Annotated in this window: 13 protein-coding genes and 1 riboswitch; of the genes, 9 read left to right on the top strand and 4 right to left on the bottom strand. The window is 64.4% G+C overall.

The features are described 5' to 3' along the window. Positions 1 to 6: 6 nt before the first annotated feature. Positions 7 to 1,155, top strand: coding sequence for a galactonate dehydratase (dgoD, locus tag G3N59_RS14595; RefSeq protein WP_205983334.1), 1,149 nt, complete (start codon positions 7 to 9; stop codon positions 1,153 to 1,155). Positions 1,156 to 1,465: 310 nt separating this feature from the next. Further along, positions 1,466 to 1,765 carry a hypothetical protein gene (locus tag G3N59_RS14600; protein ID WP_205983335.1) on the top strand — a complete coding sequence of 100 codons (300 nt, stop codon included), beginning with the start codon at positions 1,466 to 1,468 and terminating at the stop codon, positions 1,763 to 1,765. A 30-nt stretch (positions 1,766 to 1,795) separates the two neighbouring features. On the opposite strand, the gene G3N59_RS14605 is transcribed toward G3N59_RS14600, so the two are convergent. Then, complete coding sequence (locus G3N59_RS14605) at positions 1,796 to 2,722, bottom strand: CopD family protein (protein ID WP_205983336.1); 927 nt, start codon at positions 2,720 to 2,722, stop codon at positions 1,796 to 1,798. 72 nt (positions 2,723 to 2,794) lie between these two features. Here G3N59_RS14605 and G3N59_RS14610 point away from each other — a divergent pair, with 72 nt between their 5' ends. From G3N59_RS14610 to G3N59_RS14630, 5 genes are all read left to right on the top strand, one after another. Continuing rightward, the gene (locus G3N59_RS14610) at positions 2,795 to 3,046 is read left to right on the top strand and encodes a hypothetical protein (protein WP_205983337.1); all 252 of its coding nucleotides are present in this window, start codon (positions 2,795 to 2,797) and stop codon (positions 3,044 to 3,046) included. Between the two features lie 229 nt (positions 3,047 to 3,275). Further along, a complete protein-coding gene (locus G3N59_RS14615; protein ID WP_205983338.1) occupies positions 3,276 to 4,031 on the top strand; it encodes a c-type cytochrome in 756 nt (251 codons plus the stop codon). Positions 4,032 to 4,052: 21 nt separating this feature from the next. Next, complete coding sequence (locus G3N59_RS14620) at positions 4,053 to 5,348, top strand: cytochrome c (protein ID WP_205983339.1); 1,296 nt, start codon at positions 4,053 to 4,055, stop codon at positions 5,346 to 5,348. 325 nt (positions 5,349 to 5,673) lie between these two features. Beyond that, on the top strand, positions 5,674 to 6,294 hold the full coding sequence (locus G3N59_RS14625) for a hemolysin III family protein (RefSeq protein ID WP_205983340.1): 621 nt from the start codon (positions 5,674 to 5,676) through the stop codon (positions 6,292 to 6,294). A gap of 264 nt (positions 6,295 to 6,558) precedes the next feature. Then, positions 6,559 to 8,214 (top strand): DEAD/DEAH box helicase, encoded by a 1,656-nt coding sequence (locus tag G3N59_RS14630; protein WP_205983341.1) that lies wholly within the window; start codon positions 6,559 to 6,561, stop codon positions 8,212 to 8,214. Between the two features lie 68 nt (positions 8,215 to 8,282). On the opposite strand, the gene G3N59_RS14635 is transcribed toward G3N59_RS14630, so the two are convergent. Continuing rightward, a complete protein-coding gene (locus tag G3N59_RS14635) occupies positions 8,283 to 9,116 on the bottom strand; it encodes a ferritin-like domain-containing protein (protein WP_205983342.1) in 834 nt (277 codons plus the stop codon). Positions 9,117 to 10,003: 887 nt separating this feature from the next. On the opposite strand from G3N59_RS14635, the gene G3N59_RS14640 reads away from it, so the two are divergent. Then, complete coding sequence (locus G3N59_RS14640; RefSeq protein WP_028217863.1) at positions 10,004 to 10,201, top strand: hypothetical protein; 198 nt, start codon at positions 10,004 to 10,006, stop codon at positions 10,199 to 10,201. A 295-nt stretch (positions 10,202 to 10,496) separates the two neighbouring features. Here the strand turns inward: G3N59_RS14640 and G3N59_RS14645 are convergent, their stop codons facing one another. Continuing rightward, on the bottom strand, positions 10,497 to 10,877 hold the full coding sequence (locus G3N59_RS14645) for a hypothetical protein (RefSeq protein WP_205983343.1): 381 nt from the start codon (positions 10,875 to 10,877) through the stop codon (positions 10,497 to 10,499). Between the two features lie 188 nt (positions 10,878 to 11,065). Here G3N59_RS14645 and G3N59_RS14650 point away from each other — a divergent pair, with 188 nt between their 5' ends. Then, positions 11,066 to 11,752, top strand: a complete 687-nt coding sequence (locus G3N59_RS14650; protein WP_205983344.1) for an HAD family hydrolase — start codon at positions 11,066 to 11,068, stop codon at positions 11,750 to 11,752. A 103-nt stretch (positions 11,753 to 11,855) separates the two neighbouring features. Here G3N59_RS14650 and ribB read toward each other — a convergent pair whose 3' ends face one another. Further along, the gene (gene ribB, locus G3N59_RS14655) at positions 11,856 to 12,575 is read right to left on the bottom strand and encodes a 3,4-dihydroxy-2-butanone-4-phosphate synthase (protein WP_205983345.1); all 720 of its coding nucleotides are present in this window, start codon (positions 12,573 to 12,575) and stop codon (positions 11,856 to 11,858) included. Between the two features lie 193 nt (positions 12,576 to 12,768). Beyond that, a riboswitch (FMN riboswitch) is annotated at positions 12,769 to 12,933 on the bottom strand. Between the last annotated feature and the right edge of the window lie 32 nt (positions 12,934 to 12,965).

Here is a 12,965-nt window from a genome sequence, read left to right on the forward strand (position 1 = left end):
CACCGCATGAAAATCACCAAGCTCGAAACCTTCGTCGTGCCGCCGCGCTGGCTGTTTCTCAAGATCGAAACGGACGAAGGCATCGTCGGCTGGGGCGAGCCGATCGTCGAGGGTCGCGCGCACACGGTCGAAGCCGCCGTGCAGGAACTGGCCGATTACCTGATCGGCAAAGACCCGCTGCTGATCGAGGACCACTGGCAGGTGATGTATCGCGCGGGTTTCTATCGCGGCGGCCCGATCACGATGAGCGCGATCGCCGGCGTCGATCAGGCGCTCTGGGACATCAAGGGCAAGCGTCATGGCGTGCCCGTGCACGCGCTGCTCGGCGGCCAGGTGCGCGACAAGATCAAGGTGTATTCGTGGATCGGCGGCGACCGTCCGAGCGATGTCGCGAACAATGCGCGCGCCGTGGTCGAGCGCGGCTTCAAGGCCGTGAAGATGAACGGTTCGGAAGAACTGCAGATCATCGACACCTGGGACAAGGTGCAGGGCGTGATCGACAACGTCGCGGCCGTGCGCGAGGCCGTGGGCCCGAACGTGGGGATCGGCGTGGACTTCCATGGCCGCGTGCACAAGCCGATGGCCAAGGTGCTCGCGAAGGAGCTCGATCCGTACAAGCTGATGTTTATCGAAGAGCCGGTGCTCTCGGAGAACGTCGAGGCGCTGCGCGACATCGTCAACCAGACCAGCACGCCGATCGCGCTGGGCGAGCGTCTGTACTCGCGCTGGGACTTCAAGCACATCCTCGCGAACGGTTTCGTCGACATCATCCAGCCGGACGCGTCGCATGCGGGCGGTATCACCGAATGCCGCAAGATCGCCGCGATGGCCGAGGCCTACGACGTCGCGCTCGCGCTGCACTGCCCGCTCGGGCCGATTGCGCTCGCAACCTGTCTGCAGCTCGACGCGGTGAGCTACAACGCGTTCATCCAGGAGCAGAGCCTGGGCATTCACTACAACAAGGGCAACGATCTGCTCGACTACATCCGCAACCCGGAAGTGTTCAAGTATGAAAACGGCTTCGTATCGATTCCGCAGGGCCCGGGTCTGGGCATCGAAGTGAACGAGGAAAAGGTGCGCGAGATGGCGAAGACCGGCCACCGCTGGCGCAATCCGGTGTGGCGCCACGAGGACGGCAGCGTCGCCGAGTGGTGATCGCTGCGAATGAATCGCGAATGAGCCGAGAATGTTACGGCGTTACGTGACGGCCCATCTGGACCACGTTTCAGCGCCGTAACGTTTGAGGCCGCTTTTCGACATGAAGGCCGCGTAGTGCCCCTGGGCACGCGCGGCCTTCGTCGTTTTCGCACACAAGGTTTGTCGCCCGCAAAGCCGCGCCGCACAAGGCCCGGCAGGCGTGCGCGAAAGCGCTGTACAGCAGAGCCGGCGCGGCTTGCACGCCGCTGGCCTGGTCCTTGCTGAATCTCCTGTGAGACCAACACAAAAAGCTACAGGGGATAACAACATGGACACCATGCTCCCGGACTATCTGATCCGCGAACAGGCCGCCGTTCTTGCGCTCGTCGTTTTCGGCCTGACGCGCATCATTGCCGCGGCGCTCGCCTGCACGCGCGGCTGGCGCATCGCGGTACTCGAGCAGAGCTTTATCGGCGTCGCGGTGCTCTGGTGCGCGCCGCAACTGATCGAGCTGATTGCGCATCCGTCTTCCGTGGTCGCGCTCGCGGAACTCGAAGGCAAGGCCATCGGCTGCGCGATGGCCCTGTTCTTCTCGCCGATTCTCAGCCATCGGCTTGGCTACGAGTGAGCGTGCGACGCCGCTTCAATGAGCGACGTTTCAGCCTTGCAACACGTAGCCCGGCACGCTATGCGCAAGCACGGCCGCAATCACCAGCACGGCCATCATCACGAGCGCTTCCAGATGCAGCACGTTGACGAAGCGCCGGGCCGCGCCCGTCGACGCCGCACGGCGCAGTTCGGGCATCGCCACCACGCGGTTGAAGCCGCCTAGCAGCAGCGCCAGCACGACCAGCGCGAGCTTGGCGAGCAGCACGTGGCCCCACGTGCTCGCCTGCAGCGCTTCGATCGAGCCGCCCGTGCCGCGAATGCCGTTGAACACGCCCGTCGCCAGCACGAGGCCGACGGCGAACACCGCCACGTTCGACACCTGCCCCGCCGTGCGGATCAGCACGCCGCGCGCCGTCGATGCGCCCAGCGCCGGCAACACCGCCAGCCCGCCCGCCATGACGATGCCGCTCCACGCGCTCGCGCTCAGCACATGCAGCGTGTTCAGGCCGAGCGCCGCCGATGCGAAGCCGGCATCGGCTGCATGACCGAGACCCGCGCGGCCCGCCGCCACCACGATGATCGCCAGCCACATCACGCCGTCGCGCAGCGGGCCGTTCGATGCGAGCGCCGTCGCCAGCAGCACCAGCGCACCCACGAACGCGACGCTCCACGCGTGGCCCACATGCGTCTGCCCGAGCACCGTCGAGATCACGCCGAACGCGTCCGGCAATGTTTCACCGCTGATCGACGCGCTTTCGTACAGCAGCCAGATCGCCAGCGCGACCACGAGCACGAGCGAGGCGGCGCGCAGCGAGCGTTGCGCGCGCAGCCAGGCGAGACGCGCGGGCGCGACCGCGCTGCGTGCGTCCTTTTCGAGCCACGCGCCATAGAGCGCGGAGCCGAGCGCGAAGGCATACGCGAGGTTCACGAGGGCCGCCATGGCGACCTGCCCGATCCAGAGCCAGTCAGCTTTCATCGGAAGGCGCCCTCCGCGGGTGCGCGGCGTGCGCACTCATCGGGGCGCGCCTGCTGGATCGAATCGGATAGCGTGGAAAAGGCTAAAAGTGCGAAAAGTGCAATTGGAGTCATCGAGACAAGTGGCAAGGAAACAACAGGAAACGTGGCGAGCGGGCCGATGGCAACTGCGGGCGCCTTTTCAGGACGCGCCTGCTTCGATAGCCGAGGCGTGGATCGGTTCAACGGCATCGTCATGGGCGCGCATCGATGGCATCGATCTGGCGGCGACACGCCAAAAATGATGACCGAAGGCAGGGACAATCCCGAGTCACGGATCGGCTAACAGGTGCAGAATCATAACCGGCGTCGTTGCGACCATCCGCCACGTGCGAGTTCGGGCAAGCCCGCGTTGGCGGCCCGCTGGCAGTTGTGGCAAAAAGTCTCCATTGGTCGCGATGAGGTCGCGATGCCAGAACTGGCTGCGTAGCCGCAGCGCGCACGGTCTCTTTCGCTTTCATCGCGCGCAGCCTCAAGCCGGGCCGCACGAAGCCTGGTCAGGTCCACGATAAAGAATGGAGTCACGCGTGTCCCCAAGACGTATCCTCCGACCGCTCATTCCGCTCGTCGCGCCGCTGGGAGCCGCATTGCTGTTCGGCACGACCGGAATGTTCAGCGCTGCTTCCGCACAGACCCCGCAACCGAAAGCCCCCGACACGATCGAATCGCGCGTGCAGGGCTGTACGGCGTGTCACGGCTCGCACGGCCAGGGAACCGACAACGACTACTTCCCGCGTCTCGCAGGCAAACCCGCCGAGTATCTCTACAACCAGCTGATGAATTTTCGCGACGGGCGCCGCAAGTACCCGCCGATGAATTACCTGGTGACCTATCTCTCGGACGAGTACCTGCACGAGATCGCCACGTACTTCTCGCAGCAGCGTCCGCCCTACCCGCCGCCCGCGAAGCCTTCGGTGAACGACAGCACGCTCGCGCGCGGCCAGGCAATCGTGCTGCGCGGCGATCCGGCCAAACAGGTGCCCGCGTGCGCGGCCTGCCACGGCGCGAAGCTCACCGGCATGGAGCCGGCGATTCCTGGTCTGGTCGGGCTGCATTCGGATTACATCAGCGCGCAGATCGGCGCATGGCGCTCGGGTTCGCGTCACGCCAAGGCGCCCGACTGCATGCATGAGATCGCCACGCGCCTCACGGACGAAGACGTGAACGCCGTTGCGGCCTGGCTGTCGACGCAAAATGCGCCGCAAAATCCCGTGCCGGCTGCGGCGGGCTCGTTGAAGACGCCGCTCGCGTGCGGCAGCGAACCGCAATAACGCGCCGGGGGAGACAGCCATATGAACCGCAAGTCCCTGTTCGCCCTGTCCACAGTCGTGCTTGCCGCCGCCGCGGCGCTCGTGCCCGTGCTGTGGACCGGCAACACCTATCTGCACAACAACGCGGCGCAGGCGGCCACGCCCGCCGATCAGGCCGATCTCATCAAGAAAGGCGAATATCTCGCCCGCGCCGGCGACTGTATCGCCTGCCACACGGTACGCGGTGGCAAGATCTTCGCGGGCGGCCTGCCGATGGCGACGCCCTTCGGCACGCTCTACACGCCGAACATCACGCCCGACGACAAGGACGGCATCGGCAAATGGAGCGCCGACGACTTCTACCGCGCCATGCACACGGGCCGCTCGAAGGACGGCAGCCTGCTCTATCCGGCCTTCCCGTTCACGAGCTACACCAAGGTCTCGCGCGCGGATTCGGACGCGATCTACGCCTACCTGCGCTCCGTGCCGCCAGTGGGCGTGCCGAGCCGCCCTCACGAGCTGAAATTCCCGTTCAACAACCGCAATCTGCTGATCGGCTGGCGCACGCTGTTCTTCCGCGAAGGCGAGTACAAGCCCGATCCCACCAAATCGGTCGAGTGGAATCGGGGCGCGTATCTGGTCGAAGGCCTTGGCCACTGCGGCATGTGCCACACGTCGATCAACATGATGGGCGCGCCGGTCAATTCATCGGCGTTCGCGGGCGGGCTGATTCCGCTGCAGAACTGGTACGCGCCGTCGCTCACGTCGAGTGAAGGCGGTCTCGGCGACTGGGACATGAAGGACATTGCCAGCCTGCTCAAGACCGGCGTGTCGGAACGCGGCGCGGTGTTCGGCCCGATGGCGGACGTGATCCATAACAGTCTGCAATATGTTTCCGACGACGACATCCACGCGATGGCGACCTATCTGAAGACGATTCCGCAGAAGAAAGAAGCGCCCGAGAACATGCAGATGGAAACCTCGGATACGTTCGGCGGCGAACTCTTACAGCAAGGTCAGAAGATCTACCATGACCAGTGTGCAAAGTGTCACGCGGAGAACGGCCTCGGCATGCCGCCGAATTTCCCGCCGCTCGCGAACAATCAGTCGATCCAGATGCACTCGGCTGTGAATCCGATCCGCATGGTGCTCAATGGCGGCTATCCGCCCAGCACGCAGGGCAATCCACGCCCGTATGGCATGCCGCCGTTCGCGCAGGCGCTGTCGAATCAGGAAGTGGCAGCGGTCGTGACCTTTATTCGCATGTCGTGGGGCAACAAGGGCACGCCGGTGTCCCCGCAGCAGGTGGCCGATCTGCGCTCCGCGCCGCTCGACTAGGGTATCCCCTGCTATAGTGACGCTTGCCTGATCAGGGCGCAGCCGGCAAAACGCCGTCGGCTGCGCCCTTCGCTATTTGGCGGTCCTGACAGGTATTTGAGCAGTTTTTGCGAAGTTTTCGGGCATTGAATCGGGCAGTCGCCGGACCGTTTGCGGACCACTGCGCTGCCCAGAACAGTTGAACGAACCGTTTTTTAAGCACGGCGCGAGCGGCGCACGAAAACGGCGGCAAAGCGGGTTTGCCGCGTTTGAGGTGCCGGATCGGCATGACGACCGGGATCGACATGCCGACGTCACGGGGCAAGAAGAACAAGGAGTTGTCGTCATGCACGCCGGTGAGCGTCTGAACAGCATTACTCACCTCGTGGGCGCCATGTTGTCGGTCGCGGGGCTGGTGTCGCTCGTGACGCTCGGTGCGCTCGATCACGACGCGTACAAGGTCGTGAGCTTCGCCGTCTATGGCGCGATGCTGTGCGCGCTGTACACGATTTCCACGCTTTATCACGGCGTACGCGGACCGCGCATCAAGGCCGTGCTGCAGAAGTGCGACCACGCCGCGATCTATCTGCTGATCGCGGGCAGCTATACTCCGTTCTCGCTTGTGACGCTACGCGGGCCGTGGGGCTGGTCGCTGTTTGGCGTGAGCTGGGGTCTTGCCGTGCTCGGCATCGCCCAGGAACTCACGCTCGGACGCCGCACACGCGTGCTGTCGATGGTGCTGTACGTGGTGATGGGCTGGCTCGCGCTGGTCGCGGTCAAGCCGCTCATCAGCACGCTGCCCGCTGCCGGCACCGCATGGCTGCTGGCCGGCGGCATCATCTATAGCGTCGGTATTTATTTTTTCGTCAATGACGAGCGCATCCGGCACGGACATGGAATCTGGCATCTGTTCGTGCTCGCCGGGAGCGTCTGTCAATTCGTGAGCGTCGCGGGCTACGTCGCCTGACGCGTCGCCCCGGGAATCGTCCCCCGGGGAATCCACACGAAGCCCATCGCGCGGCGGCCGCAGTGTCCGCGGCTGTGCGATGCAACCCTATGCCAGCCGACGCTCCGCGAGAGCGTCGACAAGCGGCGCGCGCACTGGCGCGCCGTCCGAATAAACGCGGATGGATGCGCGTGCCGGGTTTGCATGCGTGCAAAACCACGCCGCGCAGCGCGCCGGATAACGGCTGCGCCTGCCGTCCGCGATACTGCAATACAACAGGTGTTTATGTCTTTTGATTCTCTCGGCTTGTCCGAACCGCTGGTCCGCGCTGTCAACGAACTGGGCTACACCACGCCCACGCCCATCCAGACGCAAGCTATTCCGGCCGTGCTCGGCGGCGGCGACCTGCTCGCCGGCGCGCAGACCGGTACCGGCAAGACCGCTGGCTTCACGCTGCCGATCCTGCAACGCCTGAGCGAAATGGAACCGCACGCGAGCGGCAAGCGCGTCGTGCGCGCGCTGATCCTCACGCCCACGCGCGAGCTGGCCGCGCAGGTCGAAGAAAGCGTGCGCGCCTACGGCAAGTACCTGAAGATCAAGTCGACGGTCATGTTCGGCGGCGTCGGCATCAATCCGCAGATCGACGCCCTGCGGCGCGGCGTGGATATCGTGGTGGCCACACCCGGCCGTCTGCTCGATCACATGCAGCAGAAGACCATCGACCTCTCGCAGCTCGAAATTCTCGTGCTCGACGAAGCCGACCGCATGCTCGACATGGGCTTCATCCACGACATCAAGCGCGTGCTCGCCAAGCTGCCGCCCAAGCGCCAGAACCTGCTTTTCTCGGCCACCTTCGCCGATGAAATCAAGGCGCTCGCCGACAGCCTGCTCGACTCGCCCGCACTGATCGAAGTCGCGCGCCGCAACACCACCGCGGAAACCGTCGCGCAGAAGGTGTATCCGGTCGATCGCGACCGCAAGCGCGAACTGCTCACGCATCTGATCCGCCAGCACAACTGGTTCCAGGTACTGGTGTTCACGCGCACCAAGCACGGCGCGAACCGTCTGGCCGAACAGCTCACGAAGGACGGCATCAGCGCGCTGGCGATTCACGGCAACAAGAGCCAGTCGGCGCGTACGCGCGCGCTGTCCGAATTCAAGGACGGCACGTTGCAGGTGCTGGTGGCGACCGATATCGCCGCGCGCGGCATCGACATCGATCAACTGCCGCACGTGGTCAACTTCGATCTGCCGAACGTGCCCGAAGACTACGTGCACCGTATCGGCCGCACGGGCCGTGCGGGTGCGACGGGCGAAGCGGTGTCGCTGGTTTGCGTCGACGAACATCAGCTGCTCAAGGACATCGAGCGCCTGATCAAGCGCGCGGTGCCGCAGGAAGTGATTCCGGGCTTCGAGCCGGACCCGAACGCCAAGCCCGAGCCGATCCAGCGCCGCAGCCAGCCGCAAGGCCGCGGTCAGCAGCAACAAGGTCGTGGCCAGCAAGGTCAGGGCCGTGGCGCGTCGCAGGGCGGCAATGGCGGCGGCGCGAAGCCGGCGCAAGGTCGTGGCGAACCGCGTGGCGGGAATCGCGAAGGTGGCCGTGATAGCAACCGCGCGCACGCGGGTAATGGTGGCAATGGCGGCAACAACGGCGGCCAGCGCGCAGCCAAGCCGGCGTCCAACGGCATCCGCACCGCCAAGCCGGTGAAGCAGCAAGGCTCGGCGAATCAAGGCGGCAACCAGGGTGCGAATCATGGCGCCAACCACGGTTCGCAAGGCGGCCGCGGCGAACATACGCGCCGCGAAAGCCAGCGCGGCGTCTCGCACGAAAGCGCGCTGGGCCGTACGCAGCAACGCAAGCCGCAGTCGAACCCGGGCGCCCTGCTCGGCGGTCGTCCGGGCGGTTCGCGCCGCGACGGCAACGGTCAGCGCGACCGCTAAAAAGCCCGCACGCCAGATGCACAAAGGCCCGCTACGCAGCGGGCCTTTTTCATTTCAGCGCCAGAAAATCAGCGGAAAAACACGTGCTGCGTGATCTTCGTGAGCGGGTAATGCACGCTCGGCTGAATGCGCGCGGGCAGATTGAGCGGCTTGAGCAGCATCTTCACGCACATATCGGCGGAAAGATTGTGGCGCACCAGCTTGTTCACGCGCGCGGTGAGTTCGCGGTTATAGGCGGCGTCCTTCACGCGCTCCGGATAGCGAATCGCAAACACGTGACGCAGCGCAATCTCTGAGTCCTCGTTCTTGATCTCCATCACGCGGCGCATCAGCGCGCCGAGCACGGCAAGGCGCCCTTGCCCCTCGACCTGGTTGTACTTCTTGAAGTACTTGAAAAAGTGCTTGTAGTGACGCACTTCGTCGCTGCGGATGTTGTCGGTGATTTCCTTGAGCACCGGCTCGTTCGAGCATTCGCCGATGGCGCGATAAAGCGTGGCCGTGCCCGTCTCCACCACGCAGCGCGCGACCATCTCCAGCGCGCGCGTCTTCTCGAATTCTTCGAACGAGCAGGTCTTTGAGTATTCCTCAAAGAAGTTCTTGAACGCGGTATCCCAGTCGAATTCCGGCCAGACGTAGTTGATGTAAGTCTTCAGCGCGCGGCCGTGCTGCATCTCCTCGTGTTCCCACTCGTTGTTGAGCCAGTCGGACACTTCCGGATCGCCGTTAAAGAACACGCTCAGGTTGCTCGTGTAAAGATCCGAGCCGCTTTCGATAAACGATGACGCGCACAACAGCAGCAGCAAGTCTTCGTTCGCTGCGGCACGCTGCCGGTCGATCCGCGTGAGGTCGATGTCTTCGATGCGCCAGGGCATTACATGACCCGGCTCATTGTCATTGCGCATTGCGTCTTGCTCCCAAAGCGGTATCGGCTCCTGCTGCACCTCGCTACCCGGTCTTGCGCCCAGGCCGCGTAGCGAAAGGTACCAGCCCTTTTTACTTCATCTTAGCTGCTGTTTCGCGAAGCTGCAGTCTGAGAGCACAGACCGATCCCGATCCCCGCAGTTCCAGGAAGAGTTGACTTGTAAGGCGCGCGTGAGCGTGCCAACAGACTTCCGCAAGCAGCGTATTGGCGCGCCTTGCGTCGGCAAGACGCAGCCTGGCTTTGCCTTGCGCCCCGCTCGACACCTTCTCGCAGCGAGCGCGCATCGGTTTGCAATCCTCTGCAAATCACGAAGCAAACGGCGCGCCTGAAAGGTGAACACAAGGTGAAAAAAAGCTAAAGCGCATAACCGAGGAAAGGTTCCATATTGCCGCCTTGACGACGTCTGCGCGCCCCGTCCAACGCAACTCGCATCAGGCTTCGCGAGCGTTCATGATGCATGCCGCAACGCATGACGCAGCGCGGCTAATCAGCGCTGCGAACCATTGCGCATTCTTGCGCTGCCGCACGAACTTCAAGTGAATTCAAGGATTTGCGCGCGACCCTCGACCGCCGCTGCGGGCATCGATTGTCAAACGGAATATTTTTGGGGTGTGGTTTGTACAACGCTGCAGGTTTGCCTACACTGCAGTTCCCCGGCGCCAATCCAGGCTGGATGGCCGTTTGGCTTCATTTGCGACGTACGTCGATCGCCGCCCCGATCAATGACGCATGACAGCAAACGAACGCTGATCCAGCACACGCATCGCGCCGTCGCAGGCTTTCGCGCACGCCCACCGCATCCTCTGTCACTCGCCGCCCAGCCCGGCCGCGCAACGTGACCTCTGATGCGGCCACACGGAGAGAAAGATGCTGAGTCCGCATGAATTCGCCACCCTGCTGCTAGTCAAGGACGCGCCCAACCAGATCGACATGGAACGCGAAGAACTCGACGCCCTCCTCGAACGACAGCTCGTACAGCTGGAACGCCTGGCTTCCGGCCTCCAGCAATGGCGACTGACCGAAATCGGCGACTCTGCATTACGCGCGATTAAACGGTTTTCTTAAACCACGGGCGCGCACGTTGATGCGCTGTACGCCCGCCACTCACAACCGCTCCAGTTTCACCCTATTGTCTCGACCTGTGCGGATGCCGGGATCGTCCGCCAGCACGTTACGTCGAGCCCATCCCCGATGCAGGCGTACGGCAGCTCATGCTTACGTCTGCAGTGCATGGTCACGCGGACCCGCGCGCTTCATGCCCGCGTGACCATTTTTTTGCCACCGCAACCGCCCGCCTTCCGCCGATGACCGCGCCGCAGCGCGTGGCGCATCGTCATGTGCGGCCGCACTTCATCGGTGCTCACCCGCCGCGCAAAGTCGGGTCCGCCGATGCGCGCCACGTCACCGCCTGCGCGCGCTGCGCATTCAGATAATCGATCCAGGCATTGCGCGCCGCTGCACCGGCGCCGCTCGCCGCGTAGTGCTGCGCGAGGCCCGCCTGGAAGCCGCAGAACTGCGCCTGCGCCAGCTTGCCGTGACGGTTCGCGACGTACGCGTCGTACACCGCCGCATAGACAGCCGGGGTATCCGCGCCGTAGTCGTGCTGCTGGGCGCCGCACATCTGCTGCAGATCGGCAAATGGCGGCGCGCGCCAGCCGCCCGCGAGCCCCGACGCACTCGTGCATCCGGCCACGCAGCCCGCTACGAGCGCCGCCGCACCGATCATCGCAAGTCCTCGCATCGCATTCCCCGCTGTCTGGTTGATGCGGCATTGTCGCATCGCGCGGCGCGGGCGACAGCCAGCGCGCACGGCCAGGGTGCCGCAAAAGCACGTATCATGAAGGCTTTCCATCGTCCCGCCTTGCCGGCCCACGCGGGCTCGCCGCCTTGCCCGGCCGTGAGTTGCTCCGCTTTTTTTTCGTCTTGCGCATGATCGACCATCTCATCTGCGACTGCGACGGCGTGCTCGTCGACAGCGAAGTCATTGCCGACCACGTCATCTTCGATACCCTTAGCCGCACCTTTCCCGGCGTCGATTTCCGCTCCACCGTGGCGGGCGCGTTCGGGCAGCAGACCTCGCGTTTTCTCGCCGACGTCGCCGCGCGCTTCAATCTCACGATGCCCGAGAATTTTCTCGACACCATCGACCACAACTGCGAAGTCGCGATCGCCGAATCGGTGAGCCCGATCAACGGCGTGCGCGATGCGCTGCGTCGCGTGACGCTGCCCGCCGCCGTGGTTTCGAACAGCCGCATGACGCGCGTGCACGCTTCGGTGCGACGCGCCGGGCTCGACACGATCTTCGGCGAACGCATTTTCAGCGCCGAGCAGGTTGCGCGACCCAAGCCTTATCCCGATGTCTATCTCTTCGCGGCGAAGACGCTCGGCGTGGAGCCCTCGCGCTGCCTCGTGGTGGAGGACAGCATTTCCGGGCTGAACGCGGCGCGCGCGGCGGGCATGAAGACGATTGCCTTCGTGGGCGCGAGCCATATCCCGTCGGGCTATGCCGATGTGCTGCGCGAGATGGGCATCACGCGCATCATGGAGCACATGGACGAACTGCCCGCGCTCGTGGAAGCGGGCGTGCGCGGCGAGTTCGGCGACGTGCAGTCGTAAGGCTCGATAGCCAGCCGTCCAGCCAGAAATGAGAAACGGCGCGTGGGCCAGCAGGCCACACGCGCCGTTTCTATTTGCGTCGATGCGCGCCGATGCGCGCCGATCAAACCAGTTCGGCGTTACGCTCGCGCGCCAGTGCCAGCGATTCGCGGAACTCGACCAGTTCGGCGATCGTGAGCATCGGCAGGTTGTGCAGCTTGGCGAAGTCGTCGACCTGCTGGCCGCGCGCCATCGTGCCGTCCGGGTTCATCAGTTCGCACAGCACGCCGGCCGGCTCGAGGCCCGCGAGCGCCGCCAGATCGACGGTGCCTTCGGTGTGGCCGCGGCGCGTCAGCACGCCGCCCGGCTGCGCGCGCAGCGGGAACACGTGGCCGGGGCGCACGATATGCTCGGGCTTCGCATCGGCGGCGATGGCTGCGCGAATCGTGGTCACGCGGTCGGCAGCCGACACGCCCGTGCTCACGCCGTCACGCGCTTCGATCGAGACCGTGAAGGCGGTGCGGTTGCGGCTTTCGTTGTGCGAGACCATCGGCGGCAGTTCGAGTGCGCGCACTTTCTCGTCGGACAGACACAGGCAGACGATCCCGCTGCATTCGCGGATGAACAGCGCCATCGTCTCGTTGGTCAGGTTCTGGGCAGCGCAGACGAGATCGGCTTCGTCTTCGCGGTCGTGGTCGTCCTGCAGCACGACCGGGCGGCCTTCGCGCATGGCTTGCAGCGCGGCGGCGATGCGCGGCGGCACCACTTCGGTTTCGAGCAGGGAAAGATCGTCGATGGCGTCGAACGGCACATCGGCGGACACAGCATTGCGGGTAAAGGACATGTGAAACGCTCCTCGCAAGAGTTGGGCGAAAAACGTTTCAGGGCATTGCAAACAGACAGGAATCCCCGTCGCACGTCGTCCGGCACACGACGCATCTTGAAAATCAGCTCGCGGTATTCATCCGCAAAATCCAATCGACAAAGACACGCACGCAGGCCGGAAAGCCGCGGCGGATGGGCAAACATGACCATCTGCACATCTTCTTCCATCCGGACTATGACCGTCGGCTCTGGCTTCGCACCAGATCTGCTGACCCCGCAAAAAACCACACGCGGGCGCTCGCGGGCTCGCTGACCTGACCTTTCGGCCGGGCCGGCATACCGCCGGTGGGGAATTTCACCCCGCCCTGAAGACGCACTGATTACCGGATGATGACCTCATCAAACCGGC

The sequence above is a fragment of the Paraburkholderia sp. Ac-20340 genome, assembly GCF_017104965.1.
Taxonomy (GTDB): Bacteria; Pseudomonadota; Gammaproteobacteria; order Burkholderiales; family Burkholderiaceae; genus Paraburkholderia.

Coding starts and splice junctions, on each gene's coding strand:
- G3N59_RS14615 (WP_205983338.1), top strand. CDS start 3,276: ATGGAGTCACGCGTGTCCCCAAGACGTATCCTCCGACCGCTCATTCCG.
- G3N59_RS14625 (WP_205983340.1), top strand. CDS start 5,674: ATGCACGCCGGTGAGCGTCTGAACAGCATTACTCACCTCGTGGGCGCC.
- G3N59_RS14645 (WP_205983343.1), bottom strand. CDS start 10,877: ATGCGAGGACTTGCGATGATCGGTGCGGCGGCGCTCGTAGCGGGCTGC.
- G3N59_RS14635 (WP_205983342.1), bottom strand. CDS start 9,116: ATGCGCAATGACAATGAGCCGGGTCATGTAATGCCCTGGCGCATCGAA.
- G3N59_RS14605 (WP_205983336.1), bottom strand. CDS start 2,722: ATGAAAGCTGACTGGCTCTGGATCGGGCAGGTCGCCATGGCGGCCCTC.
- G3N59_RS14600 (WP_205983335.1), top strand. CDS start 1,466: ATGGACACCATGCTCCCGGACTATCTGATCCGCGAACAGGCCGCCGTT.
- G3N59_RS14640 (WP_028217863.1), top strand. CDS start 10,004: ATGCTGAGTCCGCATGAATTCGCCACCCTGCTGCTAGTCAAGGACGCG.
- dgoD (WP_205983334.1), top strand. CDS start 7: ATGAAAATCACCAAGCTCGAAACCTTCGTCGTGCCGCCGCGCTGGCTG.
- G3N59_RS14620 (WP_205983339.1), top strand. CDS start 4,053: ATGAACCGCAAGTCCCTGTTCGCCCTGTCCACAGTCGTGCTTGCCGCC.
- G3N59_RS14650 (WP_205983344.1), top strand. CDS start 11,066: ATGATCGACCATCTCATCTGCGACTGCGACGGCGTGCTCGTCGACAGC.
- G3N59_RS14630 (WP_205983341.1), top strand. CDS start 6,559: ATGTCTTTTGATTCTCTCGGCTTGTCCGAACCGCTGGTCCGCGCTGTC.
- ribB (WP_205983345.1), bottom strand. CDS start 12,575: ATGTCCTTTACCCGCAATGCTGTGTCCGCCGATGTGCCGTTCGACGCC.